This is a genomic window from Leclercia sp. 1548 (assembly GCF_050435045.1).
Taxonomy (GTDB): domain Bacteria; phylum Pseudomonadota; class Gammaproteobacteria; order Enterobacterales; family Enterobacteriaceae; genus Enterobacter; species Enterobacter adecarboxylatus.
The window spans coordinates 559414-584247 of the sequence record NZ_JBNDJP010000002.1; the positions used below are offsets into that span (position 1 = coordinate 559414).

25 protein-coding genes and 3 tRNA genes are annotated in these 24834 nt (G+C 55.0%); 14 read left to right on the plus strand and 14 right to left on the minus strand.

Annotated features, from left to right (window positions below):
* Positions 1-219 precede the first annotated feature (219 nt).
* The 6 genes from uvrY (at position 220) to ABIE02_RS07915 (ending at position 3762) form a co-directional block, all read left to right on the plus strand.
* The gene (gene uvrY / locus ABIE02_RS07890; protein WP_032612065.1) at positions 220-876 is read left to right on the plus strand and encodes a UvrY/SirA/GacA family response regulator transcription factor; all 657 of its coding nucleotides are present in this window, start codon (positions 220-222) and stop codon (positions 874-876) included.
* Positions 873-2705 carry an excinuclease ABC subunit UvrC gene (uvrC, locus tag ABIE02_RS07895; protein ID WP_032612064.1) on the plus strand — a complete coding sequence of 611 codons (1833 nt, stop codon included), beginning with the start codon at positions 873-875 and terminating at the stop codon, positions 2703-2705. Before uvrY ends, uvrC begins: the two co-directional genes overlap by 4 nt.
* 56 nt (positions 2706-2761) lie before the next feature.
* Positions 2762-3310, plus strand: coding sequence for a CDP-diacylglycerol--glycerol-3-phosphate 3-phosphatidyltransferase (pgsA, locus tag ABIE02_RS07900; RefSeq protein WP_032612063.1), 549 nt, complete (start codon positions 2762-2764; stop codon positions 3308-3310).
* A 152-nt stretch (positions 3311-3462) separates the two neighbouring features.
* Positions 3463-3538, plus strand: a tRNA-Gly gene (locus tag ABIE02_RS07905).
* Positions 3539-3589: 51 nt separating this feature from the next.
* Positions 3590-3663, plus strand: a tRNA-Cys gene (locus ABIE02_RS07910).
* Between the two features lie 12 nt (positions 3664-3675).
* Positions 3676-3762 (plus strand) — tRNA-Leu (locus tag ABIE02_RS07915).
* A 104-nt stretch (positions 3763-3866) separates the two neighbouring features.
* Here ABIE02_RS07915 and ABIE02_RS07920 read toward each other — a convergent pair.
* From ABIE02_RS07920 to ABIE02_RS07940, 5 genes are all read right to left on the minus strand, one after another.
* Positions 3867-4235, minus strand: coding sequence for a cupin domain-containing protein (locus ABIE02_RS07920; protein ID WP_336994505.1), 369 nt, complete (start codon positions 4233-4235; stop codon positions 3867-3869).
* A gap of 20 nt (positions 4236-4255) precedes the next feature.
* Complete coding sequence (locus tag ABIE02_RS07925) at positions 4256-5221, minus strand: ABC transporter permease (protein ID WP_117385387.1); 966 nt, start codon at positions 5219-5221, stop codon at positions 4256-4258.
* A complete protein-coding gene (locus ABIE02_RS07930; RefSeq protein WP_117385388.1) occupies positions 5218-6198 on the minus strand; it encodes an ABC transporter permease in 981 nt (326 codons plus the stop codon). Before ABIE02_RS07930 ends, ABIE02_RS07925 begins: the two co-directional genes overlap by 4 nt.
* Positions 6191-7672 (minus strand): sugar ABC transporter ATP-binding protein, encoded by a 1482-nt coding sequence (locus tag ABIE02_RS07935; protein ID WP_336994506.1) that lies wholly within the window; start codon positions 7670-7672, stop codon positions 6191-6193. Before ABIE02_RS07935 ends, ABIE02_RS07930 begins: the two co-directional genes overlap by 8 nt.
* A 73-nt stretch (positions 7673-7745) precedes the next feature.
* Positions 7746-8729 (minus strand): autoinducer 2 ABC transporter substrate-binding protein, encoded by a 984-nt coding sequence (locus ABIE02_RS07940; RefSeq protein WP_103792093.1) that lies wholly within the window; start codon positions 8727-8729, stop codon positions 7746-7748.
* A gap of 592 nt (positions 8730-9321) precedes the next feature.
* Between ABIE02_RS07940 and ABIE02_RS07945 the strand changes: the two genes are divergently transcribed.
* The 4 genes from ABIE02_RS07945 to ABIE02_RS07960 all read left to right on the plus strand — a co-directional run bounded on the left by ABIE02_RS07945 (position 9322) and on the right by ABIE02_RS07960 (position 12936).
* Positions 9322-10464 carry a transglutaminase-like domain-containing protein gene (locus ABIE02_RS07945; protein ID WP_032612052.1) on the plus strand — a complete coding sequence of 381 codons (1143 nt, stop codon included), beginning with the start codon at positions 9322-9324 and terminating at the stop codon, positions 10462-10464.
* Positions 10442-10798 (plus strand): mercuric transporter MerT family protein, encoded by a 357-nt coding sequence (locus ABIE02_RS07950; protein ID WP_032612050.1) that lies wholly within the window; start codon positions 10442-10444, stop codon positions 10796-10798. The genes ABIE02_RS07945 and ABIE02_RS07950 overlap by 23 nt, the downstream gene beginning before the upstream one ends.
* On the plus strand, positions 10795-11076 hold the full coding sequence (locus ABIE02_RS07955; protein ID WP_059307619.1) for a heavy-metal-associated domain-containing protein: 282 nt from the start codon (positions 10795-10797) through the stop codon (positions 11074-11076). Before ABIE02_RS07950 ends, ABIE02_RS07955 begins: the two co-directional genes overlap by 4 nt.
* 285 nt (positions 11077-11361) lie before the next feature.
* Positions 11362-12936 (plus strand): phosphoethanolamine transferase, encoded by a 1575-nt coding sequence (locus ABIE02_RS07960; protein ID WP_144837063.1) that lies wholly within the window; start codon positions 11362-11364, stop codon positions 12934-12936.
* Positions 12937-12974: 38 nt separating this feature from the next.
* Here the strand turns inward: ABIE02_RS07960 and ABIE02_RS07965 are convergent, their stop codons facing one another.
* The 5 genes from ABIE02_RS07965 to ABIE02_RS07985 all read right to left on the minus strand — a co-directional run bounded on the left by ABIE02_RS07965 (position 12975) and on the right by ABIE02_RS07985 (position 18001).
* Entirely contained in the window at positions 12975-13691 is a 717-nt protein-coding gene (locus tag ABIE02_RS07965; RefSeq protein ID WP_117385392.1) for an ABC transporter ATP-binding protein, read from the minus strand.
* Entirely contained in the window at positions 13688-14563 is an 876-nt protein-coding gene (locus ABIE02_RS07970; RefSeq protein WP_103792089.1) for an ABC transporter ATP-binding protein, read from the minus strand. The genes ABIE02_RS07965 and ABIE02_RS07970 overlap by 4 nt, the downstream gene beginning before the upstream one ends.
* Complete coding sequence (gene livM / locus ABIE02_RS07975) at positions 14560-15861, minus strand: high-affinity branched-chain amino acid ABC transporter permease LivM (protein ID WP_072250872.1); 1302 nt, start codon at positions 15859-15861, stop codon at positions 14560-14562. The genes ABIE02_RS07970 and livM overlap by 4 nt, the downstream gene beginning before the upstream one ends.
* Before the next feature lie 9 nt (positions 15862-15870).
* Entirely contained in the window at positions 15871-16785 is a 915-nt protein-coding gene (locus tag ABIE02_RS07980) for an ABC transporter permease subunit (RefSeq protein ID WP_059309089.1), read from the minus strand.
* A 94-nt stretch (positions 16786-16879) separates the two neighbouring features.
* Positions 16880-18001 (minus strand): branched-chain amino acid ABC transporter substrate-binding protein, encoded by a 1122-nt coding sequence (locus ABIE02_RS07985; protein WP_032612038.1) that lies wholly within the window; start codon positions 17999-18001, stop codon positions 16880-16882.
* Positions 18002-18420: 419 nt separating this feature from the next.
* On the opposite strand from ABIE02_RS07985, the gene ABIE02_RS07990 reads away from it, so the two are divergent.
* Positions 18421-19089: a YecA family protein gene (locus tag ABIE02_RS07990; RefSeq protein WP_032612036.1), complete on the plus strand. Its 669-nt coding sequence runs from the start codon at positions 18421-18423 to the stop codon at positions 19087-19089.
* A gap of 85 nt (positions 19090-19174) precedes the next feature.
* Here the strand turns inward: ABIE02_RS07990 and tyrP are convergent, their stop codons facing one another.
* Positions 19175-20386: a tyrosine transporter TyrP gene (tyrP, locus tag ABIE02_RS07995; RefSeq protein WP_059307622.1), complete on the minus strand. Its 1212-nt coding sequence runs from the start codon at positions 20384-20386 to the stop codon at positions 19175-19177.
* A gap of 249 nt (positions 20387-20635) precedes the next feature.
* Between tyrP and ABIE02_RS08000 the strand changes: the two genes are divergently transcribed.
* On the plus strand, positions 20636-20977 hold the full coding sequence (locus ABIE02_RS08000) for a hypothetical protein (RefSeq protein WP_032612032.1): 342 nt from the start codon (positions 20636-20638) through the stop codon (positions 20975-20977).
* 67 nt (positions 20978-21044) lie between these two features.
* Complete coding sequence (locus ABIE02_RS08005; RefSeq protein WP_032612030.1) at positions 21045-21284, plus strand: YecH family metal-binding protein; 240 nt, start codon at positions 21045-21047, stop codon at positions 21282-21284.
* A gap of 34 nt (positions 21285-21318) precedes the next feature.
* On the opposite strand, the gene ftnA is transcribed toward ABIE02_RS08005, so the two are convergent.
* Together ftnA and yecR are read right to left on the minus strand one after the other, a co-directional pair.
* Positions 21319-21816, minus strand: a complete 498-nt coding sequence (gene ftnA, locus ABIE02_RS08010; RefSeq protein WP_032612027.1) for a non-heme ferritin — start codon at positions 21814-21816, stop codon at positions 21319-21321.
* Positions 21817-22023: 207 nt separating this feature from the next.
* Positions 22024-22359, minus strand: coding sequence for a YecR family lipoprotein (yecR, locus tag ABIE02_RS08015; protein WP_032612025.1), 336 nt, complete (start codon positions 22357-22359; stop codon positions 22024-22026).
* Between the two features lie 294 nt (positions 22360-22653).
* Between yecR and ABIE02_RS08020 the strand changes: the two genes are divergently transcribed.
* Entirely contained in the window at positions 22654-23292 is a 639-nt protein-coding gene (locus ABIE02_RS08020; protein ID WP_200142018.1) for an RpiB/LacA/LacB family sugar-phosphate isomerase, read from the plus strand.
* A 40-nt stretch (positions 23293-23332) separates the two neighbouring features.
* Here ABIE02_RS08020 and ABIE02_RS08025 read toward each other — a convergent pair whose 3' ends face one another.
* Positions 23333-24754 (minus strand): MFS transporter, encoded by a 1422-nt coding sequence (locus tag ABIE02_RS08025; protein ID WP_164540689.1) that lies wholly within the window; start codon positions 24752-24754, stop codon positions 23333-23335.
* Between the last annotated feature and the right edge of the window lie 80 nt (positions 24755-24834).

The window sequence follows — 24834 nt, forward strand, 5'->3', positions numbered from 1 at the left end:
CGCTTAAGATTTGTATGTTTTTGAAAACATTCGGCCAGAGAAAGCGGCCAGGGAGCATTCCGCAAGGAGGCTGTTTCCAGTTGATGTACAAGTTAATTTCCAAAAAAGGAACAATATCGACGGTATGCCTTTTTTAGCGTTTTCAGTTTCGGATAAAAACCGTTAATATAAACCGAAATAACTGTCTGTTGCCGTTATCCCTATTCTGGAGAATTTCCTTTGATCAACGTCCTTCTTGTTGATGACCACGAACTGGTGCGCGCAGGGATACGACGCATTCTTGAAGATATTAAAGGTATTAAAGTTGCTGGTGAGGCCTGCTGCGGTGAAGACGCCGTAAAATGGTGCCGGTCGAATACCGCTGATGTTGTTCTGATGGACATGAACATGCCTGGTATTGGTGGCCTGGAAGCAACGCGTAAAATTGCGCGTACCTGGGTTGATACCAAAGTGATCATGCTGACTGTACATACAGAAAATCCCCTTCCTGCAAAAGTCATGCAGGCGGGTGCTGCCGGCTATTTAAGCAAAGGCGCGGCTCCCCAGGAGATGGTCAATGCGATCCGCTCCGTGTATGCCGGGCAGCGTTATATCGCTTCCGATATTGCGCAGCAGATGGCACTCAGCCAGATTGAGCCAGAAAAGACCGAATCACCGTTTGCGAGTTTGTCTGAGCGCGAATTGCAGATTATGCTGATGATTACCAAAGGCCAGAAGGTGAATGAGATCTCTGAGCAGCTTAATCTCAGCCCTAAAACGGTGAACAGCTACCGCTACCGTATGTTCAGTAAACTGAACATCCATGGCGACGTTGAACTCACTCACCTGGCCATCCGTCATGGTCTGTGCAATGCCGAGACCCTAATTAGTCAGTGAGTGATGTGTTTGAATCCAGTGCTTTCCTGAAAACCGTTACCAGCCAGCCTGGCGTCTACCGGATGTATGACGCTGGCGGGACGGTTATCTACGTCGGAAAAGCGAAAGATCTCAAAAAGCGACTTTCGAGCTATTTCCGCAGCAATCTTGCTTCCCGCAAAACAGAGGCGCTGGTCGCCCAGATCCAGCAGATCGATGTCACTGTGACCCACACAGAGACCGAAGCGCTGTTGCTGGAGCATAACTACATCAAGCTGTATCAGCCGCGTTACAACGTACTGCTGCGCGATGACAAATCCTATCCGTTCATTTTTCTCAGCAGCGATGCTCACCCGCGTCTGGCGACGCACCGTGGCGCTAAGCATGCAAAAGGCGAGTATTTCGGTCCGTTCCCTAACGGCTATGCCGTGCGGGAAACGCTGGCCCTGCTGCAAAAGATCTTCCCGATTCGCCAGTGCGAAAATAGCGTCTATCGCAACCGCTCCCGTCCTTGTCTGCAGTACCAAATTGGTCGCTGTCTTGGCCCCTGCGTAGAAGGACTGGTCAGCGAAGAGGAGTATGCGCAGCAGGTGGAATATGTGCGCCTGTTCCTCGCAGGTAAAGACGATCAGGTCCTGACCCAGTTGATTGCCCGCATGGAGAAGGCCAGCCAGGCGCTAAACTTCGAAGAGGCGGCGCGGATCCGCGATCAGATCCAGGCTGTACGTCGGGTGACGGAAAAACAGTTTGTTTCCAATAATGGCGATGACCTGGACGTGATTGGCGTGTCGTTTGATGCGGGTATGGCCTGTGTGCATGTGCTGTTTATCCGCCAGGGCAAGGTGCTGGGCAGCCGCAGTTACTTCCCAAAAGTGCCGGGCGGCACTGAGCTGGGGGAAGTGGTGGAGACATTTGTCGGCCAGTTCTATCTGCAGGGTAGCCAGATGCGAACCCTGCCATCGGAAATATTGCTCGATTTTAATCTCAGCGATAAAACGTTGCTGGCCGATTCGCTGTCAGAGCTGGCGGGGCGTCGGGTGAACGTCCAGACCAAACCGCGCGGCGATCGTGCCCGTTACCTGAAGCTGGCGCGCACCAACGCGGCGACGGCGCTGAGTACTAAACTGTCGCAGCAGTCGACCATTCATCAGCGCCTTGCCGCGCTGGCGACGACGCTGCAACTGCCTGAAGTGAAGCGGATGGAGTGTTTCGACATCAGCCACACGATGGGGGAACAGACCGTTGCCTCCTGCGTGGTCTTTGATGCTAACGGGCCGCTGCGTGCGGAATATCGCCGCTACAACATCACCGACATCACCCCCGGCGATGATTACGCCGCCATGAACCAGGTGTTACGCCGTCGGTACGGTAAAGCTATCGAAGAGAGTAAAATCCCTGACGTTATTGTCATTGACGGCGGCAAAGGGCAGCTCGGCCAGGCAAAAGCGGTATTTGCCGAACTGGACGTTCCCTGGGATAAGCACCATCCTCTGTTGTTGGGTGTAGCGAAAGGCACCGATCGTAAAGCCGGGCTGGAGACGCTATTCCTTGAGCCAGAAGGCGAAGGCTTTAGCCTGCCGCCGGACTCACCCGCGCTGCATGTGATTCAGCATATTCGCGACGAATCGCACGATCACGCTATCAGCGGCCATCGTAAAAAACGGGCAAAAGTTAAAAATACCAGTTCGCTGGAAACGATCGAAGGGGTCGGGCCAAAACGTCGCCAGATGCTGCTGAAATACATGGGCGGTTTGCAAGGACTCCTCAACGCCAGCGTGGAGGAAATTGCAAAAGTGCCAGGTATTTCGCAAGGGCTGGCAGAAAAGATCTACTACTCGTTGAAACATTGAAGGCTCTGTAGCAACATAGGGCTAATAATTACTGACAACAAACAGTTACTGTCACTATGCGATTAAACATCCCTACGTTGTTAACGCTTTTCCGCGTCGTCCTTATCCCTTTCTTTGTGTTGGCGTTTTACTTGCCCTTCGTCTGGGCACCTTTCGCGTGTGCACTGATCTTTTTTGTTGCGGCCGTGACCGACTGGTTTGACGGTTATCTGGCGCGTCGCTGGAACCAGAGCACCCGTTTTGGCGCTTTCCTCGATCCGGTAGCAGACAAGGTAATGGTCGCCATCGCCATGGTGCTGGTGGTAGAGCACTACCACAGCTGGTGGGTGACACTGCCGGCCGCCACCATGATCGCCCGTGAAATTATTATCTCCGCCCTGCGTGAGTGGATGGCCGAACTGGGTAAACGCAGCAGCGTGGCGGTCTCCTGGATTGGCAAGGTAAAAACCACCGCGCAGATGGCCGCGCTGGTGTGGATGCTGTGGCGTCCGAACGAGTGGGTAGAGTGGGCCGGTATTGGCCTGTTTATGGTTGCTGCAGTGCTGACGCTCTGGTCAATGTTGCAATATTTGAACGCGGCTCGCGGCGATTTGCTTGATCAGTGATCGTTTCGTCGTAATTTTCAGCAAACGATCCTGAGTTAAGAAAAATAACGTTGACTCAAAGCGTCAGGTAAGTAGAATGCAACGCATCGAACGACGGCACGGTTCGTTAGTCGATAGCAAAATCAAGTGATTAGCACAATGACTTGATGATTGCGGGAATAGCTCAGTTGGTAGAGCACGACCTTGCCAAGGTCGGGGTCGCGAGTTCGAGTCTCGTTTCCCGCTCCAAATTTAAGACAGTCGCACTAGCGGGTGTCAGTCGAAAGACAAAAGATTTAAGGCGCGTTAGCAAAGCGGTTATGTAGCGGATTGCAAATCCGTCTAGTCCGGTTCGACTCCGGAACGCGCCTCCACTTTCTTCCCGAGGCCGGATGGTGGAATCGGTAGACACAAGGGATTTAAAATCCCTCGGCGTTCGCGCTGTGTGGGTTCAAGTCCCACTCCGGCTACCATGGGAAAGCAAAGAATAATCAAAGCAATAAGCAGTGTCGTGAAACCACCGAAAGGTGGTTTTTTTGTGCCTGAAATTCATGACGTGTTACTGCCTGGTTTTTCGTTAAGGGCTGTCCTTCCCGTCATTCCTCTCGTTATTTACGTCACCATAAAACACCGCCAGCCATACCGTCGGCTCTTCAGGATCCGTCCACGCCACACGATGCCGGCATTGCGCGGGAATATTCACCGCATCCCCCGCATGCAGTACCCGGACTTCATCTTCCGCTTCGAATTTCACCCCCGCCGAGCCACGCAGCACTACCACCCATTCGTTTTCCGCCTGGCAGTACCAGAACCCCGGCGGGCTGGCCTGGCCGGTGGAGAGAATACGCTCAATTTTAATCCCCGGTGCACTGAGCAACTGATCAACAATTTCAGCATCCAGGCGTACACCCGCCTGGGGAAGGTTGGAAAAAAGGTTTAACGCCATCTGACTGCCTCCGCTGACCATCAGGATCTGTTGAACAGGTGGGAGAGGTTAGCCCCTTTGAGGAAAATAAACGCCAGCAGCAGACCGCCCCACAACGCCATGGTGATATAACTGCTCACCCCGAGAATATTCAGACCACTCTCCAGCATCTGCAAAAGTATCAGCGCCATCACCATACCAAAGACTTTACCAAAGCCGCCGTCCGGGTTTACGCCGCCCAGCACCGCCGCCAGAATCGACACCAGCAGATAAGATTCTCCGTAAGAGGCTTTGGCGGAGTTCAGCTTGGACATCATCAGCAGCGCGGCAATCACGCACAATACCGATGAGAGAATATAGACCCAGATAAGGGTCTTACGGGTGTTGATGCCGGAGTAGTGGGTCGCCTGTTCGTTAGAGCCAATCAGGTAAATGGTGCGCCCAAAGGCCGATTTTTCGAGGATCACCCACAGCACCGCTACTACCGCCAGAAACACCAGTAACGGCAGGGGGACGCCGAGGATATTGGTGCTGTTAATCACCAGAATGGTGTCCGGGAAGTTGGAGATCGACGAGCCTTTAGAGATGAGAATATTAATCCCCTTCAGCAGGGTCATGATCCCGAGCGTGGCTAAAATGGGGGAGACCCGCACCACGGCAATCAAAAATCCAATGACCGACCCTATCACGATGGCCATGGCTAACCCGGCGGCCAGCACCAGCAGCATGGTGCTGATGCCTGGGGGATAGTGCGTGGCAACCCAAGCCATCACCAGCCCGCAGGCGTTCATGGTGGCGATGATCGACAGATTGATCCCGCCGGTGAGAATGGTGACCGCCATGGCCAGCGCCAGCACACCGAGGATGGGCATTTGCGAGGCAATGGACTGGAAGTTGGCTGAAGACCAAAAAACAGAGGGGATGAGAAAGCTAAACGCGATCACGACGACGGCGATTAACAAACTCAGGTAAATCTCAACACGATCCTGGGTTTTTCTGGCGTTCATACTAATGCTCCCTGACCTTTGCGTTGACTCCATGCCGTCATACTGATACTGGTGACGATCACCACGCCGGTAACGACCGTATGCCAGTAAGAGGAGATCCCTAACAGATTGAGACCGTTTTGTATCATGGCCAGTAAGATGACCCCCAGCAGGGTGCCCAGTAAGGTGCCGCGCCCGCCGACAATACTGGTTCCGCCTAATACGACCGCTGCAAGCACCGTTAGCTCATAACCCAGCAGGGAGTCGGGGGCGACGGTTAACACGGTTGCAGACTGAACCACGCCGGCCACACCGGACATCAGACCCATATAGCCATAGACAAACAACTGCATTTTAAAAATGCCGAATCCCATGCGGGAGGCCGCTTCGCGGTTACCGCCCATGGCGTAAATCATGCGGCCAATGCTGGTTTTATTCATGATAAAACCGGTTAATGTAACGACCACCAGCAGGGTGATGATCGGCAGGCTCAAACCATAGTCATAACCATCCGCGGCCGTGAAGCTAAACAGCATCACCCCCTGTTCAAACCACTCTGGATAGCTATAGAGCCAGACCCCTTTGGTCAGGTAGAGCAGCAGCCCGTAAAAAATATTCAGGGTTGAAATGGTAATGATGATAGAGGGGACTTTTAGGCGGTTAACCAGCGTGGCATTGACCAACCCGAGCAATAAACCCAGCCCCCCGGAGAGCGCAAACGCCAGGGCAAAATTGCCGCTGGTGCCCTGAATCAGGGTGACCATAACGTACTGGGAGATGATGGTCATGGCCGGGAACGAGATATCGATCCCCCCGGAGATCAGCACGATAAACAGGCCGCAGGCCAGGATGGTTAACATGGCGTAGTTGTTGATCAGGTCGTAGATATTGCCGAGGGTCATAAAATCGGCGCTGGCAAACGACAGATAGCCGCCAATCACAATGATGGTCAGCCCGAGGAACAGCTCATGGGTTTTCAGCCCGATTTTATTAACCATTGACCACCTCCGCCAGCGCGGCTTCTGTGGTCTTTTCCGGGAGGATCTCCGCGACAATCTCGCCCTTGCGCATCACTAAAATTCGATGGCTGTTAAAGAACGCCTCGTCGATCTCATCGGTGATCATCAGCACAGCGATCCCCTTGCGCGACAGGGCAGAGATGATCTGGTAGATCCCCGCCTTATTAGCGATATCGACGCCGACGGTAGGAGAGTCGAGGATCAGCACTTTAGGATTGATGGCCAGCCATTTGGCAATTGCCACGCGCTGGGCATTGCCGCCGGACAGGGTATTGACGGGCAGATTCACGCTGCCAATCTTAATGCTGAGCTGCTCGATCAGCTCCGTGACGATGCGGTCCGATTTTGCCGTGTCCAGCAGCCGAAAGGGCGTTTTCAGCCGCCGCAGCACGGTAGAGATGATATTGTCGTTAATCGACTGATCCATCACCAGACCAGTGCTCATCCGGTCTTCAGAGACATAGCCTATCCCGGCTTTTATAGCGTCCCGGTTGCTGGCAAACTGAACCGCCTTGCCCTCGAGTAAGATCTCGCCGGAATCAGGTTTGGTCAGCCCGAACAGGCTCAGGCATAACTCCGTGCGTCCGGCACCCAGCAGCCCGGTGATGGCCAGAATCTCCCCCTGATGGATTTGAAAAGAGATGTCCTTATATTGCTGCTTTTTAGTCAGGTTTTTTACCCTGAGTGCCACCTCGCCAATTTTCTCAATCGGCGGCAGGACAGCATAAGAGAACTCTTTGCCGGTCATCAGGAACGCGAGTTTTTTATTGGTGATCTCGCTGGCGGGGTAAGTGCCGATCAGGTTACCGTTTTTGAGCACGCTGATACGGTCGGAGATCTCCAGCACTTCATCCAGCCGGTGACTGACAAAAACGACGCAGATATTTCTTTTTTTCAGATCGCCGATAACCCGCAGTAGCCCCTTGACCTCCTGCATGGTCAGCGAGGCGGTTGGCTCATCCATAATGATGAGCTTTGCTTCCTGCGCCAGTGCCCGGCAGATGGCGACAATCTGACGCTGGGCGATGGGCAGGGATTCAACGGTTGCATCCAGATCCAGTCTGGCCTCAATACTTTTCACCGTCAGCTCTGCGATGCGGCGAATCTCCCGCTTGTTGACCAGCAGATTGTGGTGGTGCTGGTGGATACCGATATTTTCCGCGACGGTTAAATTGGGGAATAAGGAGAGATCCTGATAAATAACCTGAACCCCGGCTTTAACGGAGTCGATGGGCGAAAGGTGGGAGTAGGGCTTCCCCGCAATGGTGATCTCAAATCCGGGATCGGGTTTATAGACACCGGAGATGATTTTAATCAGCGTCGATTTACCGCAGCCGTTCTGCCCGGCCAGACAGTGAACTTCCCCGGGAAACAGCGTCAGGCTGATGTTATCCAGGGCTTTCACACCGTAAAACGTTTTGCTGATCTTACCCAGTGAAATAAACGGCTCCATGACTACCTCTCAGGGGCTGAGACAACATGCCCCTGGCGTGATGTACGCAACAGGGGCATGCAGATTGAACGGATTAATACAGGCTATCGATATTCTCTTTCGTCACGCGCAAAACTTTGTGAAATTTGATGATCCGTTTTTCGGTATCTACGTCAGCTTTACCGAGGCTCGGGATCTCCAGACCCTGAGCGATCTCTTCCCCTTTCAGAACCTTGTCGGCAATGGCCGTGATGGCATAACCCGCCGAGGCCGGATCGTAGGTGATGCCCATGGCGATATCGCCGCTTTTAATCAGCGAGGCAGCCTGGGATGGGATCATCATGCCGTAGACAAACACTTTGCCTTTCGCCCGTTTCTCTTTGACCGCGCGGCCCGCGCCGATAGGCCCCTGAGAACCAAATGAGACAATCCCTTTCATGTCTGGATGGGCTTTCATCAGGTCAATGGTGGTGCGGCGGGCGTCGTCGATATTCTCGGCTACCGGCATCCGGTTGGTCACTTCGTGCATCTCCGGATAGTGCTCTTTCTGGTATTTCACGAATAAATCAGCCCACAGGTTATGCTGCGGCACGGTCAGGCTGCCGACATAAATGACATACCCGCCTTTACCGCCCATGGCTTTCGCCATCTCTTCGACGTTGTCGGCGGCAAATTTCTGGTTATCGATGATTTCCACATCCCAGTTGGCGCTGGGTTGTCCCGGGGATTCATTGGTTAATACCACGATGCCCGCCTCACGCGCCTTTTTAAATACCGGCTCGAGAACATCGGCGTCATTGGGGACAATACCGATCGCGGAAACTTTTTTCGCAATTAAGTCTTCAATGATTTTAACCTGCTGCGGCGCATCGGTACTGGACGGCCCAACCTGAGAGGCCTTAATGCCGAGATCGCTGCCCGCTTTAGTCACGCCTTCACCCATGCGATTAAACCAGGGCATGCCATCGATCTTTGAAATATTGACCACTTCAATTTCTTTCGCCATCGCAGCGGTGGAGAAAATCATCAGCCCGAGCAAACTCGCGGAGAATAATTTTGTTAAGCCTGTTTTACTCATCTCATACCTCTGTAGGGTGACAAAAAATTAAAGGGAAGGGTGGATGTGTTGTTTTGAGATAGCGGTTTACATTTTTAATATTAGGTGAGAATAATCATTCCCTCATGCCAGAAAACCCTGAGCGTGCAAGGGGGATATATATTTTTTTATATTCTTTCCTTAATGAATAAACAGTAGGGTTTTCATATTTATAATGTTATGGAACTACCGGCTCTTGGCATGGACTATTATGCCAATACTCTATTTTGAGATTGTTATCACAATTATACAGCGGTGAATAAAATAAACGGCATCCACGACCCTGCTTCCTTGAGAGAGAGGGCTGGAGTAGGGGCAGGCTGCACACGCTTTAGCCAACCCTGACAGCCCAGCCCTGCAAATGTTGCGGTTATTCTGGATTTTTTGCCCTCATGCCTGTACAACCCTGCCAGAATGCCGCCTAATAACGGCGCTAACTCTTTCATTCACAGTTAACAGGTCTGTTATTGATGAATAAACGCCATCTATCCGCGTCAGTCCCTGTCTGCTGTGACACTCTTCTGTGGTGTCGGCCCTTGCCGTCGCCCAACTCATTTTCAAGGGACAGATAGCCATGCAGCGTCGCCAATTTCTTAAAACCAGTGTTCTTCTTTCTGCCGCAGGTATCGTCGGCCCGGCCGTCGCCAGCCAGACGGTACAAAACAGCGCTCCGCTCGCCGCACCGGTGATGCGCCGTCGTTTTGTCCTGTCGCAAACCTATAAACTGGCGCCGCCGCAAGGCTCCAGCGGCGTGGTCAAGCTCTGGATCCCGTTACCGGAAGATACGGCTTTTCAGCAGATGACGGGCCTGTCGTTCAGCGGTAACTACCAGCAGGCGTACATCACCACCAACAACGCCTACGGGGCAAAAACGCTGTTCGCGACCTGGCCGAAATCCGACGGCGATCTGCTGCTGCAGCTCGATCTGGAGATCGAGACGGCAGACTGGGAACCGCTGAAACATGATGCCCTGAAAAACTGGCAGGCACCGGAGCAGATTGTCTATCCTCTGGCCGTCAAACCGTACCTGCTGCCGACAACGCACACCCCGGTTGATGGCCTGGTGCGCGAAACCGCGCAAAAAATCACTGCGGGTGAAACCGATCCGCTGAAGAAAGCGCGCCTGATCTACGAGTGGGTGAGCAGCCATATGGAGCGCGATAACGACGTGATCGGCTGTGGCACCGGCGATGTGGCGACCATTCTGCAAAGCGGCAAGCTCAGCGGCAAATGCACCGATATCAGCTCGGTGTTTGTCGCCCTGGCGCGAGCCAGCGGCATCCCGGCACGGGAACTGTTCGGTATTCGTCTGGGCCGCGCCAACAAACTGGAGCGTTACTCCGCCAGCGCCTTCGGCAAGGCCGACAGCGCAGGTGTGTCTGACGTCAGCGGCGGGCAACACTGCCGGGCAGAGTTCTATCTGGCGGGCTACGGCTGGCTGCCGTGCGATCCGGCTGACGTCACCAAAATGCGTCTGGCAGAGAAAAAAGCCCATCAGGATCCCGATGTACAGGCGGTGAATACCTACCTGTTTGGCAACTGGGAGATGAACTGGGTGGGCTTCAACTACGGGCGCGATTTTGAGCTGTACCCGGCGACGGAGCAGGGGGCGGTGAATAATTTTGGCTACCCGTATGCCGAAGTGGACGGCGACCCGCTCAATTTTTACGATCCAAAGGTGTTCACTTACCACTATGTCTCAACAGAACAACGCTAAAGGGGCGGGGCTGACCCTGCTGACGGCGGCCGCAGCGGCTGTCACCGCCGGGCTGTGCTGCGTTGGGCCGCTGCTCTATCTGCTGTTTGGTATCTCGGCTGCCGGTTTTGCCGGGCTGAGCCAGCTTGAATTCCTGCGGGTGCCGATGATCCTGCTCTCGTCAGGGCTGATGCTGCGGGTGTTCTGGCGGCTCTATTTTTCAACGCGCCCGTGGTGTACCGGGCGGATGACGCTGGGGCACATGCGTTTGCTGTTCTGGCTCTCACTGCCGGTACTGTTGCTGGTGCTGTTCTACCCCACGGTGGTGGCCTGGTATTTTGAGGTGATGGAATGAAACGACTGCTGATAACCGCGAGCCTGTTACTGCCGCTATGCGCGCAGGCCGCGAATGAAAAAGTGGTGCTGGATGTGCAGGGCATGACCTGCTCGCTGTGCGTAATTTCGGTTAACCAGGCTCTGCGTGAAACGGAAGGGGTGGTGAAAGCGAAAGCGTCGTTAAAGACACGACAAACCGACGTTATTGTCCCGGAAGGTTTCCCGACCGAGACGTTATTACAGGCGGTGGCTAAAACGGGCTATTCGGCAACAGTGAACCGTATCGAAAAACCGTAAAAATAATAATAAAGCATGATGGCTTAATTATTATTTCTGGCGTCGCGTCTCTCTCACCGCGTGGGAAAGACGCGCTACCACACAATTATTAATAAATTATTATGATATTGCTTCAGTTTAATCAATATTACATGACAAAACGTTGATTTTCCCGCCTGCGCGCCCTATCTTTTGATAAGTTCCACCCTGTAACGTTCTCTTTTTATCCCTGTATCGCCTTTCCCGGCGGTTTGTTGATCCCTGGTGTCCGCATTTTGCTGCGGCTTATTGTGGATTATGATAAATATGAATATAACCGCGAGTAAATATACTCTCTGGATCCGCGATATTACCCTTAATCCATGGGTGGCATTTTATTTCCTTCAGTCGGTGCTGATTAATTACTCGTTTGGATATTCATTTAGCCTGCTCTATTCGGTGGCATTTAGCTGCGTATTGTATGTCCTCTGGCGCTTTGCCCCCCGGGTGCAAAAAGGGTTTATTTTTCTCTGCAGCCTGCTGGCGGCCATCTACTTCCCCTTTCAGCAGGCCTATGGCGCACCGAATTTCAATACCCTGCTGGCGCTACACTCCACCAACTTCAAGGAATCTGTCGAGATCCTGACGATATTCCCGTGGCACAGCTATCTGGTTTCTCTGGTCATTCTGGCGCTAGGCGGGGTGGCGCTGAGACGCAAAATTGGGCCAAAACAGCCCTGGCGCCGCCTCGACATACTCTGTCTGGCCTTCAGCGTGGCCTGTTTCTTTATGACTCCGGTGAAAAACCTGGTTCACTGGAACAGCTTCACGCTGCTGGACGTGGGCTATCCGGTGTTCCGCTTCGTGAAGGACGTGGTGATCAACAACCAGGAGGTGGTCCAGGAGAAGGCCCACATGCTGGAGTTGGCTAAAATGAAGGACAGCTGGACCGTGCTGGGGGTGAAGCCCCGCTATCACAACTACGTGGTGGTGATCGGTGAAAGCGCGCGGCGGGACGCCTTAGGGGCCTTTGGCGGGCAGTGGAACAATACGCCTTTCGCCAGCTCCGTTAACGGCACGCTGTTTACAGATTTTGTCTCCTCCAGCGCGTCCACCCAAACCTCGCTGGGCCTCTCCCTTAGCCGGGTGAGCGGGGATCGCCCGGAATATCAGAATAACTTCGTTACCCTGGCGAAGCGCGCCGGGTTCCACACCTGGTGGTTCTCCAATCAGGGGCAAATTGGTGAAAACGATACCGCCATCGCCAGCGTTGCGAAGCGCGCCGATGACGTCCAGTTTTTGCGTAAAGGGTATTACGAAGATGAAAATAACCCGCGGGATGAGGCCCTGCTGCAGATGACGGAGCAGGTCTTGTCGGCCCCGCGTACCGAACCGCGACTGATCGTCCTGCATCTGATGGGGTCACACCCGCAGGCCTGTGAGCGCACCCAGGGGAAATACGTCGAGTTTGTGCAGTCGAAAGAGACCTCCTGCTACATCTACAGCATGACCCAGACCGATAGCCTGTTAAAACAGCTCTATCAGCAGCTCAGGAACACCGGCGACAGCTTCTCAATGGTCTATTTTTCTGACCACGGCCTGACCTATAAAGCCCGTCTGACCGGGGGGCAATATATGGCCCATGGCGATGCCTTCCAGCAAAACTATCAGGTGCCCTTTATGATCATATCGAGCGACGACAAAGCGCATCGCCTGATCAAAGCCCGGCGGTCTGCCAATGATTTCCTCGATTTCTTCTCCGTCTGGACCGGGATTAAGACCAAAGAGCTTAATCCAACATACCCCTTTGTCTCGGAACAGGCGGCGGCTGCCCCCTGGGTGATGAACTTTAAGCTCGAAAAGGTGAATTACGCCCAGCTTCCTGACGATCTCCACCCGTAACGCCAGTCAGGGTCTCCTGACTGGCGGGAAGCGCCCGGCTACACGCCCCCCAGATAGGCTTTTCTGACATCCTGATTGCCAAGCAGCTCCTCGCCGCTGCCGCTCAGGCGGATCTGGCCATTGACCATCACATACCCGCGATCGGAAAGCTTCAGCGCATGGTGCGCGTTCTGCTCCACGAGGAAAATCGTCATCCCGTTGCGCGCCAGCTCGCGCAGGGTCTGGAAGATCTGCTTCACCACAATGGGCGCCAATCCCAGGCTCGGCTCATCCAGCAGCAACAGTTTGGGCCGACTCATCAAGGCCCGGGCGATGGCCAACATCTGTTGCTCGCCGCCGGACATGGTCATCGCCCGCTGTTTGCGCCGCTCTTTCAGGCGGGGAAAGAGGTCAAACATGCTCTGCAGATCCTCTGCGGCATACTGGTTGCCGATGGGGATCGTGCCCATAAGCAGGTTCTCTTCCACGGTCATATCAGGAAAGATACGCCGTCCTTCCGGGGCCTGGGCAATGCCGCCCGAGGCGACGTAGTGGGTCGATTTATGGCTAATGTCTTCGCCGCAAAACAGGATTTGGCCGTTGCGCACCCTCGGCTGGCCGAAAATCGACATCAGTAGGGTCGATTTTCCCGCCCCGTTAGCGCCAATCAGCGCCACGGTTTCACCGGGGTTCACCTGCAACGACACCTGCTTCAGCGCCTGGATCACCCCGTAATAGACATCCACCTGACGAAACTCCAGCATTGCCTCACTCATACAGTGACCTCGCTCTCATCGGTGCCCAGATAGGCGGCAATGACTTTTTCATCGTGCTGGATCTCCGCCGGTTTGCCCTGGGCAATCACATCCCCGTGGTCGAGCACGATGATGTGATCCGATATCTCCATCACCATCCCCATATCATGTTCGATCAGCAGAACGGTAATGTCGTGATGGTCGCGCAGGAAACGGATGATGTTACTCAGCGTGTGGGTCTCTACCGGGTTAAGCCCGGCGGCCGGTTCGTCAAGGCAGATCATCTCCGGCCCGGTACACATCGCCCGGGCAATTTCGAGACGACGCTGCTGGCCGTAAGACATCTCGCCCGCCAGTCGGTTGGCGCAATCCACCAGATCCACCACTTCCAGCCAGTAAAAGGCCCGGTCGAGCGCATCGCTTTCTGCCCGCCGGTAGGCCGGGGTGTTGAGCACGCCCGCCAGCAGGTTGCGGTTTACCCGCATGTGCTGTGCCACCAGTAAATTCTCCACTACCGACATCTCCCGGAACAGGCGGATGTTCTGGAAGGTGCGGGCCAGCCCGGCGCGGTTGACCAGATGGGTGCCGCCAAACATCTTGTAGAACAGACGCTGGCCAAACTGCGCCGGGTTGATCCAGTCCCCCGGCTGGAATTTCTGCCCGAGGATCTGGATGACGTTGGTGGTTTTACTCCGGGTGTTGAACAGAATATTGCCCCCGGAGGCTTTATAAAATCCGGTCAGGCAGTTGAATACCGTGGTTTTTCCCGCGCCGTTCGGCCCGATAAGGGCGGTGATAGAGCCGCGCTGCACCTCGAGATTAACGTCGTTTAACGCCCTGATGCCGCCAAAATGCATCATCAGATGTTCGACGCTTAAGATGGTCCCGTTCATGGCGCCACTCCTTTGCGTACCGCAAAGCCGCTGCGGTTGATGCGGATTAGCCCGCGCGGTCGCCAGATCATCATCACCACCATTAAGACGCCAAACAGCAGTACCCGATACTCTGCGAAGGTGCGCAGCAGTTCGGGTGTGACAGTGAGCACAAAGGCCGCCAGCACTACCCCGAGGGTAGACCCCATCCCGCCTAACACCACAATGGCGAGGATCAGGGCCGACTCAAAGAAGGTAAAGGAGGTGGGGTTAACAAACCCCTGATAGGTGGCGAAGAACACCCCGGCAATTCCCGCGGTCGAGGCCCCGAGGGTAAAGGCCGACAGCTTGACCAGCACATGGTTGAGGCCCATGGAGCGACAGGCGATTTCGTCCTCGCGCAGCGCCTCCCAGGCGCGGCCAATTGGCATCCGCGTCAGACGATGCTTGATGTACAGCACCAGCAGCACCACCAGCAGCAGAACGACATAGATGAAGATGAATTTCAGATTAGGGTTAAAGGTCAGGTTGAAGAACTCATGGAACGGCACGCCGCCCTCTTTGGCTCGCCGCCCAAACTCCAGCCCGAAAAACGTCGGCGGCGGGGCGGAGATACCGTTCGGCCCGCCGGTAAAGGTCAGCCAGTTGTTCAGCACCAGGCGAATGATCTCCCCGAAGCCGAGGGTCACAATCGCCAGATAGTCACCGTGCATGCGCAGCACCGGGAAGCCAAGTACCGCCCCGGCCGCGGCGGCCATCAGCGCCGCCAGCGGCAGCATGGTCCAGAAGCCTAGCCCCAGATATTGATACCCCAGCGCCAGGCCGTAGGCACCGATGGCGTAAAAGGCGACATAGCCGAGGTCCAGCAGCCCCGCAAGCCCGACCACAATGTTCAGCCCGAGGCCGAGCAGGACGTAGATCAGGCCGAGGATCGCGACCGTCAGCACGTACTTGGTGGCGACGAACGGAAAACAGATTGCCAGGGTGATAATCAGCGGCAGGATCCAGCGCATCCGACTTTTGTATTCCGGCGGACGGACGTAAACCCCCGCGTTATCGTTGTCGAAGCGGGCCATCACGCGGCGGCCCGGGGCGGTAGATAAAAAGGCGCTCAGTAAAAAACGCCCCGTCATCACCGTGGCGATGATCCACGCCAGCCGACGCCCTTCGAAGTTAAAGCTGTAGCCATCAAGGACCACGCCTGCCACCGGACCAAATATGATCAACGCCACCATGCCCGCAAAAATGGCGTCGAGAAGGCAGCGTTTAAGCGAAAAACCGTCCTGGGAAACGGTGTGCGAAACGATTTGTGCAGTCATCTTTTTTCCTTACACCTTGGCCACGACAGGGCGGCCAAGCAGTCCCTGCGGACGGAAAATCAGGATCACCACCAGCAAGCCAAAGGAGAACACATCTTTGTAGTCGGAGTTCACCATGCCGGAGAATTGCGCTTCGGCGATACCGAGGATCAAGCCGCCCAGCATCGCGCCGGGCAGGGAGCCGATCCCCCCGAGGACGGCGGCGGTGAAGGCTTTAATCCCGATGATAAACCCGGCGTAAAAATCGAAAGTGCCGTAATTCATGGTGATCAGCACCCCTGCCAGCCCGGCCATCGCCGCGCCAATCACGAACACCAGGGAGATGATCCGGTCGGTATTAATCCCCAGAATCGACGCCATTTTGCGATCCTGCTGCACGGCGCGACACATCCGTCCGAGTCGGGTATTGCTGATGATCCAGGTGAGCAACAGCATCCCGGTGAATGAGGCGATCAGGATAAAGACTTTGGTGTAGGTGATCTGAACAAAGCCTTCGCCAATATGGAATCGCAGCACGCCGTCGAGCATGGTAGGCACGCCCTGCTGGCGCGGCCCCTGACTGATTTGGGCGTAGTTTTGCAGGATCAGCGACATGCCGATGGCTGAGATCAGCGGTGCCAGGCGCGTGGAGTTACGCAGCGGTTTATAAGCGATGCGCTCGATGGTCCAGCCATACACCCCCGTCACCACGATGGTGAAGACCAGCGTGCCGAGGATCAGTAGCGGAAAAGATTCCAGCCCGAAGAAGGAGAGGAGCGCCAGGCCGATAGCGCAGAGATAGGCGGAGATCATATACACTTCGCCGTGGGCAAAGTTAATCATGCCGATAATGCCGTAAACCATGGTATAGCCGATGGCTATCAATCCGTAGACCGACCCCAGCGTTAAGCCATTTATTAACTGCTGCAGAAAGAAAGTTTCCATCATCGCGCGCTCGTGTTTTAGGCCGCTGGCGCGGCCCGCTGGTTTTAGTGCGTCGGTATGTCGCCATACCGACGTTGAGCGTGATTCCGTCCCGTTACTGCACTTCCTTATATTTACCCTTGTCGTCCCACTCATACACCACGTAGTCAGAGACTTTCAGGTCGCCTTTATTGTCCCAGGATTTTTTGCCCATAACGGTATCCACCGCATTGGCTTTCAGCCATTCGCTGGCCTTAGCCGGATCGGCACCGCCCGCGCCTTTAAATGCCGCAGCAATGGCCTGAATGGAGGCGTAGGCGTAGAGGGTGTAGCCTTCCGGCTCAAATTTACTGGCGCGGAATTTGTCGATGACCGCTTTGCCTTCCGGGATCAGGCGAGGGTCTTTACCGAAGGTCATATAGATGCCGTTGGTGTATTGCGCACCCCCGGCGGCAGTGACCATCTCTTCGTTGACGATGCAGTCCCCGGAGAAGAATTTCGCCTGCACGCCCTGTTCACGCATCTGGCGCACCAGCGGGCCGGCTTCGGGGTGACAGCCGCCGAAGAAGACCACGTCCGGCTTCTGGGCACCGATTTTGGTCACGAGCGCGTTAAAGTCTTTCTCCCCACGCGACAGGCCTTCGTACATCACATCCTTCACGCCGCGTTTCGCCAGGGCGGCTTTGGTGGCATCGGCCAGCCCCTGGCCGTAGGTGTCTTTATCGTGAATGATCACCACCCGTTTGGCTTTCAGCTTATCAATAATGAAATCGCTGGCGACCTGACCCTGCTGGTCATCGCGACCGCACATGCGGAACATATCGCTCATGCCGCGCTCGGTGATCTGCGGGTTGGTGGAGCCGGGGGTGATCGCCAGTACGCCCGCGTCGTTATAGACTTCGGAGGCCGGCATGGTAGAGGAGGAGCAGAAGTGGCCGACCACGGCTTTGACCTTATCCTGGTCAACCAGACGGTTCGCGACCGAGACGGCCTGTTTCGGTTCACAGGCGTCATCGCCCTGCACCAGTTTGATCTTCTCGCCATTAATGCCGCCCGCGGCGTTAATGTCTTCCGCGGCCTGCGTCGCGCCGTGCCAGTATTGATCCCCGTAGGTTGCGTTCGGCCCGGTGAAGGGGCCCGCCACGCCAATCACGATATCAGCCTGGGCGGAAAACGCCGTCACCAGACACCCTGCCAGCACAAGAGAGAGAGGACTTCTGATCAATTTCAGCGACATTATTATGTACCTTTTCTGAGTGGTTTTTTGCACGAACCCTGTGTAGTCGAACGCCGGAGGCGTACCCAATCCAAAACGTATTACACAAAACGGACGACATACCGCAGAAACAGGCGAGATTGCCTGAGGATGATGATCCTCAGTACAACAGTAAGCAAAATGGTTGCCAGAACGGCAGCGTATTGCCTGAGTTTCGACAATTTTCAGTATAGAGCGCCGTTTTAAGCCACCCGGCACCATGCAGTGAAATTACAGCGGGGATCACATCTCATTAACAACAAAGCACATAAGTTGTGCAGCGGTCACGATTTGGACAGATTTGCACCAATAAAGCGCCGGGGATAAGCAGGGGAAGGGCACCGTTTAGCGGGGTTTCTGTGTTACCCTGCACGCAATTCTATTCTGCAGGAGATTTACCCATGACCGAAGGCCCGTTAAACGAAACCGAAATGGAATGGCTGGAAGAGACCTTAATGACCTACGGTCATGACGGCGAGTCCATTATGGACGTCTCCGAACTCGACGGGATGATGACCGCGGTGCTGTCCGGCCCGGTGGTGGTGGAGCCGGATCGCTGGCTGGTGGCGGTCTGGGGCGGCGAGAAAAACATTCCGCGCTGGAAGAACGATCGCGAGATGAACCGCTTTATCGATCTCTGCTTCAAGCATCTGAACGATATCGCCGAGCGCCTGAGCGATTACCCGGATCAGTTTGAACCGATGTTCGGCATGAACGACGTCGACGGTGAAACCTATACCGTGGTGGAAGAGTGGTGCTTCGGCTATATGCGCGGCGTGGCGTTGACCGACTGGTCATCCCTGCCGGAATCGCTGCGTGCCGATCTGGATCTTATTGCCCTGCACGGTTCTGAAGAGAACTTTGAACGCCTGGATACCTTCAGCGAAGAGGAGTTCCAGCAGAGCATTGAGAATATTCGTCCGGCGGCATTGCGCCTCTATAACTACTGGATTGCCAACCCGCAAGCGACTGTCACCCAGCAGCCGGTGATCAACGGTACCAAAGTCGGTCGTAACGATCCGTGCCCGTGCGGCAGCGGTAAAAAATTCAAGAACTGCTGTCTGCATTAATCATATCCGGCGGCGCTGCGCTTGCCTGGGCCTACGATGCCTGTAGGCCGGGTAAGCACAGCGCCACCCGGCGTTACTGCGTTTATTATCCCACTTCCGGCAGCAGCCCCGCCGCAATCCCGAATTGCACCAGAATTATCGCTATCCCGCAGGCGAAGACCAGGCACAGCGCCGGTTTGCCGCCAGGTACCCGGTAGTCGCCGGTGGCATGGTGCTTACGGCTCTGCCAGACCAGCAGCGACGGCAGCAGCAGCGCCAGCACCGCCAGCGCCACACCCGCATACCCTAGCGCCATCACAAACCCGCGCGGATAGAACAGAGCGAAAGCCAGCGGCGGCAGGAAGGTGATCGCCCCGGTCTGTAAACGCCCGCTAACAGTGCGGCTGCGCTGGAACAGGTCGGCAAGGTAATCAAACAGGCCCAGCGCCACGCCAAGGAACGACGTCGCCAGAGCAAGATCCGCAAACAGATGCACCGCCAGCTCCACATGCGGCGAGGCAACCACTTCCCGCAGGGCCTGCAACAGTCCGTTCAGACCGGTATGGCTGGCCAGCATCCCCATAAAGGTGGACGAGTTGATGCTGCCCAGGGTCACCATCTGCCAGAAGATGTACGCCACCAGCGGGATGGCGCTGCCGGTGATGAAGATCCAGCGCAGCTTGCGCACGTTGCCATTCATATAGCTGACAATACTCGGCACGCTACCGTGGAAGCCAAATGAGGTAAAAATGACCGGAATAGCCGACAGCGCCAGCCCTTTCTCCAGCGGCAGGGTCAGTAAGTTGACCTTATGAATGTGCGGTGCCAGCAGCACCAGCATCACCACCAGGAAGAGGATTTTTGCCGAGAACAGGAAACGGTTGAACAGATCCACCAGCGAGGTGCCCACGCATATCACGCCCCCGCCGATCAGGGTAAAGAAGATCACCCCGGTGGTCGGGGAAATATCCGCGTTAAACCAGTCGTTAATGCTGGAGGCGATAAGCTCGCCCGCGCCGCTGATATAGGCCGCAGTCAGGGCATACATCAGGAACATCATGCTGAATCCGGTGATCCACTGGCCGAAGCGGCCCAGATAGCGCCCGGCCAAAGTTCCCAGCCCGGTATCGGCGGGAACGTGCTGATACACTTCGAGCAGCAGCAGGGCGGTGTAACACATCAGCGCCCAGAGCACGCCTAACAATACCAGCGTCACGCCAAACCCGACGCCCGCTGCGGCCAGCGGCATCGCCAGCATTCCTGCGCCAATCGTCGTTCCGGCGACGATAAAAATACTTCCCAGCGTTCTGTTCTTCACGTTTTCCTCTACGGCCTTGCACTATCGCGACAAAATCTGCCGCGCAGCGTAAGGGAAAAATGCAGCGTCGTCAAACCGGCGTTACAACAGCTGTAAATCCATTTTTACGGAAGTTGATGGCTTAGATGGCCTGGTCGTATGCCCATGAAAGTGGGGGTATTCGTCTACTACATAAGAGCAATGTTTTCGTTCGATAATCAGGCGTAACGTAAACGTTTCTTATAAATAATCAAAAAAAGTGTGATGGCGATGACCGGCGAAAACCCCTTTTGTGCAACATGGAGTCGCTCAGGCAATTTATTGTGTCATGGACACTGGATCATCACCTGGCAGGGGCAGGCCGTAACCTTGCCGGAGGCGCGGCAGGAAAAGGATATGGGGACCTGGGCGATTTACTCGATTATTGATCCCGAAGATGAAACCTTTGCCCAGGGCTTACCGGAAGACGACTGGATTATCGACAACGTCGACTGGCTGACCGATCTCTTTTTCGATCACGCCATCCCGCTGGAAACCGACAGCTATCGCCAGTTTTATCAGGCAGTCAATAAACAGGACTGGCGCTGCACCAGCTGTGCGGGCTGCATGTAAACCTGCGCCAGCGCAAGGCGAGCAGGTGAGCAAAGGGGTAGGCTGCGCCTTTTATTCTGGAGGCTTTATGACATCCATTCACGGGCACGACGTGCTGACGATGATGATTGATTCCGGTGAAGAGTACACCGAAGAGAGTCTGGTGGCGGCCATCACCGCGCGGTTTGGTGAGGCGGCGCGTTTTCACACCTGTTCGGCGTCGGACATGACGGCGGCAGAGCTGGTGGCATTTCTGGCCGCACGCGGGAAATTTATTCCGTCAGCGGCGGGCTTTTCAACGCACGAAAGTAAAATCTGTCGCCACTAATAATAATGCGGCGCCAGAAGGCGCCGCTGTAATATTAATTTTGTGCATCGAGCGTAGAGAGCTCTTTATCAATAAAGTACAACCCTTCACCTGATTTCCCGGCCAGCGACAATTTATCGAGAACAGATTTAAACAGCTTCTCTTCTTCGTGCTGTTCTGCCACATACCATTGCAGGAAATTAAAGGTGCCGTAATCCTGGCTGGTCATGGCCGCATGAACCAGTTCGTTAATTTTCTGGGTGATCAGCTGCTCGTGCTCGTAGGTGGCGCGGAACAATTCGTCCAGCGATGCGTACTCTGCAAAAGGCGATGCCACCGGGGTAATGCGCGGCAGGCTGCCGGTATCGGTAAGATAATCAAAGAGACGCTGCATGTGGGTCATCTCTTCCTGCGCGTGACGGCGCATAAATGCCGCTGCGCCTTCAAAACTGTGATAGCTACACCAGGCGCTCATCTGTTGATAGAGCAGGGAGGAATAAAGTTCCAGATTCATTTGCTCATTGAGCTTGTCGATCATTTCGGTTTTAAGCATGGTGTAGCTCCGTTTTATTATTCACTGGCCAACGAGAGCGACACTATAATTTGTTATTTATATATTTGCAAAAAGTAAAATTATTATTTAATTAATCACAATACGAATGGGAATAAAACGCATTGCGGGTAATTCAACATTATTAATGAGAATTATTCTGTTTCGTGTTTAAACATATTATTGCCAGCGAGATCGCTGGCAACGGAATTAATAATAGGTGGTAACGATGGGCCGGGGGGCATAGCCATGACACTGATATTGAATGGTCATGGTTTCATTAAGGCACAGCGAGCCGCTGATGAGGCTACAGGTTTTGACTGGCTGGCCGTAAGCCATGGCCGTGCTGTATCCCATCGCCTGGCATTCACGGGTCGCCGTGCCGCTGGTAACGTAATCGTCATAGCGGGCGTTCTGCAACATGGCCTGATCGTAATTGAGCATGACGACGCCTGAGGTGACATCGACGCTGCTGACCTCTGCTTGCCGGGTAACGCTACAGCCCGCCAGCAACAGGAGCAGGCCGCCAGTGCATAATCTCTTCATAGAACACTCTGAATGCGTTGAAATAATCTATACTACCGCCAGACGTGTGCCGCAATGCCAGGATTAAACGCCTGTTCTGCCCCTTCTCTTTGCCACGACCCCCGGCTCTTTCAATTCTATGCCATCCGCCCAACGGTCGGTGGTTAAAACGCTTCTGAGCACAAAATTGTGAGCGCATCTTTGTTTTTTGAAACTATTTTTCACTTAATTTGAAAGTGTGTTTGCTTAGTAGTAAGGTTGGACAGGTAAGCTATTCACAGCGGGATGCCCCGCATCGCATTCAGGAGACGAAGAATGAAAATTGCATTGATGATGGAAAACAGCCAGGCGCCAAAAAACGCCATCATCCTCAAGGAATTGAACACCGTTGCTGAAGAGAAAGGTTTCCCGGTCTACAACGTTGGGATGAGCGACGAAAACGATCACCACCTGACCTACATCCATCTGGGGATCATGGCGAGCATTCTGCTGAATTCGAAAGCGGTTGATTTCGTTGTGACCGGTTGCGGCACAGGCCAGGGCGCGCTGATGTCCCTGAACATCCACCCGGGCGTGGTGTGTGGCTACTGCATCGATCCAGCGGATGCCTTCCTGTTCGCCCAGATCAACAACGGTAACGCGCTGTCCCTGCCGTTTGCCAAAGGCTTCGGCTGGGGCGCAGAGCTGAACGTTCGCTTCATCTTTGAAAAAGCCTTCACTGGCCGTAACGGCGAAGGTTATCCGCCAGAGCGTAAAGAGCCTCAGGTTCGCAACGCCGGTATTCTGAATCAGGTGAAAGCCGCGGTTGTTAAAGAGAACTATCTCGATACCCTGCGCGCTATCGATCCAGAGCTGGTCAAAACGGCAGTAACCGGCCAGCGTTTCCAGCAGTGCTTCTTCGAGAACTGCCAGGATAAAGAGATCGAAGCTTTTGTCCGCGGTATTATCGGCTAAGTTGCCAACGCCAGGAAAAGCCAGCTTACGCTGGCTTTTTTTATGCCCGCTTGCTGGATACCGCACTGCCGGCATCTTTCACCAGCCGCAGGGTATCGAACATCCCCAGCAGACAGACCAGCGCAATCGCCACAAAGGCCAGCCGGAAGCTGATCCCCGGTAGCGCGTCTATCCCCAGCATCTCGCTGCACAGTTCGCCAATACGGATCCCGATAGCGCCAAGGGTGATCCCCAGCCCCACCGCCAGCTGAGTGGCAGTAGAGAAAAGAGTGTTGGCATAGCTCATCTGCGGGGAAGGGACGTCGGCAAAGGCGAGGGTGCTGATGGCGGTAAACTGTATGGAACGAAACACGCCGCCCAGATAGAGCACCAGCATAATGACCCACACCGGGGTCTGCGGCGTCAGGAACGCACAGGCCAGCAGAGCCAGCACGTTCAGCGCGCCGTTGATCAGCAGCAATTTTTTAAACCCCAGTCCACGCAGCAGAGGGGTGGTCGCCGGTTTAATGGTCAGGTTGCCAACAAACACCGCCAGCACCAGCAAACCGGAGTGGAACGCATCCATGCCGAATCCCACCTGGAACAGCAGCGGCAGCAAAAAAGGGACGGCGCTGATGGAGGCGCGAAACAGCGAGCCGCCGTACATGGTCACGCGAAAGGTGGGCACCTGGAGGGCATCGAGGCGGATCATCGGCCACCGGGCGCGCCTGAAATGCCGCAGCGCATAAATCAATGTGACCACGCCCGTCGCCACCAGAGCAAGGGTCAGCGTGGTATTCACCTGCTGCGCCCCCATCATCTCCATGGCACAGACCAGGCTGACCATTGCCACCGAGGTGGCGATAAAACCCGGGGTATCGAACGGACGGCGGGTCTCTTCACTGATATCGGGGATAATGCGCAGCGCCAGCACGATGGCAATCAGCCCCAGCGGCACGTTAATAAAGAAGATCCAGCGCCAGTTGGCATAGCTGGTGATAAACCCGCCCAGCGGCGGGCCGATAATGGGAGCCACCAGCGCGGGCCAGGTCAAAGTGGCGATGGCAGTGATCAGCAGATGCTTCGGGGTGGTGCGTAGCACCGCCAGTCGGCCAACCGGCACCATCAGCGCGCCCCCCATTCCCTGCAACACGCGCATGGCGACGAACTGATCGACGCTGGTGGCGAGGCCGCACAGCACCGAGGCGAGGGTGAATATCGCCAGCGCCAGGGTAAAGACTTTGCGCGCGCCAAACCGGTCGGCGATCCAGCCGCTGGCCGGGATCAACACCGCCAGGGTGATGAGATATGCGCTGATCCCGATATTGAGATCCACCGCCTGCACGCCAAAGCTTTTCGCCATATCGGGCAGCGCGGTGGCGATCACCGTGCCATCGAGAAACTCCATAAAGAACGCGCCCGCGACTAACAGCGCAGCGGGGGAGATCCCGCTGGCCGCTTTACCGGAGATGTTTTCGGTCATTTTTCCTCTGCCACTTCAAAATTTTTTTAAAAATTTACAGGAACAAGCACGCTGCTAATTGCCTGATTTGATTTTATTTT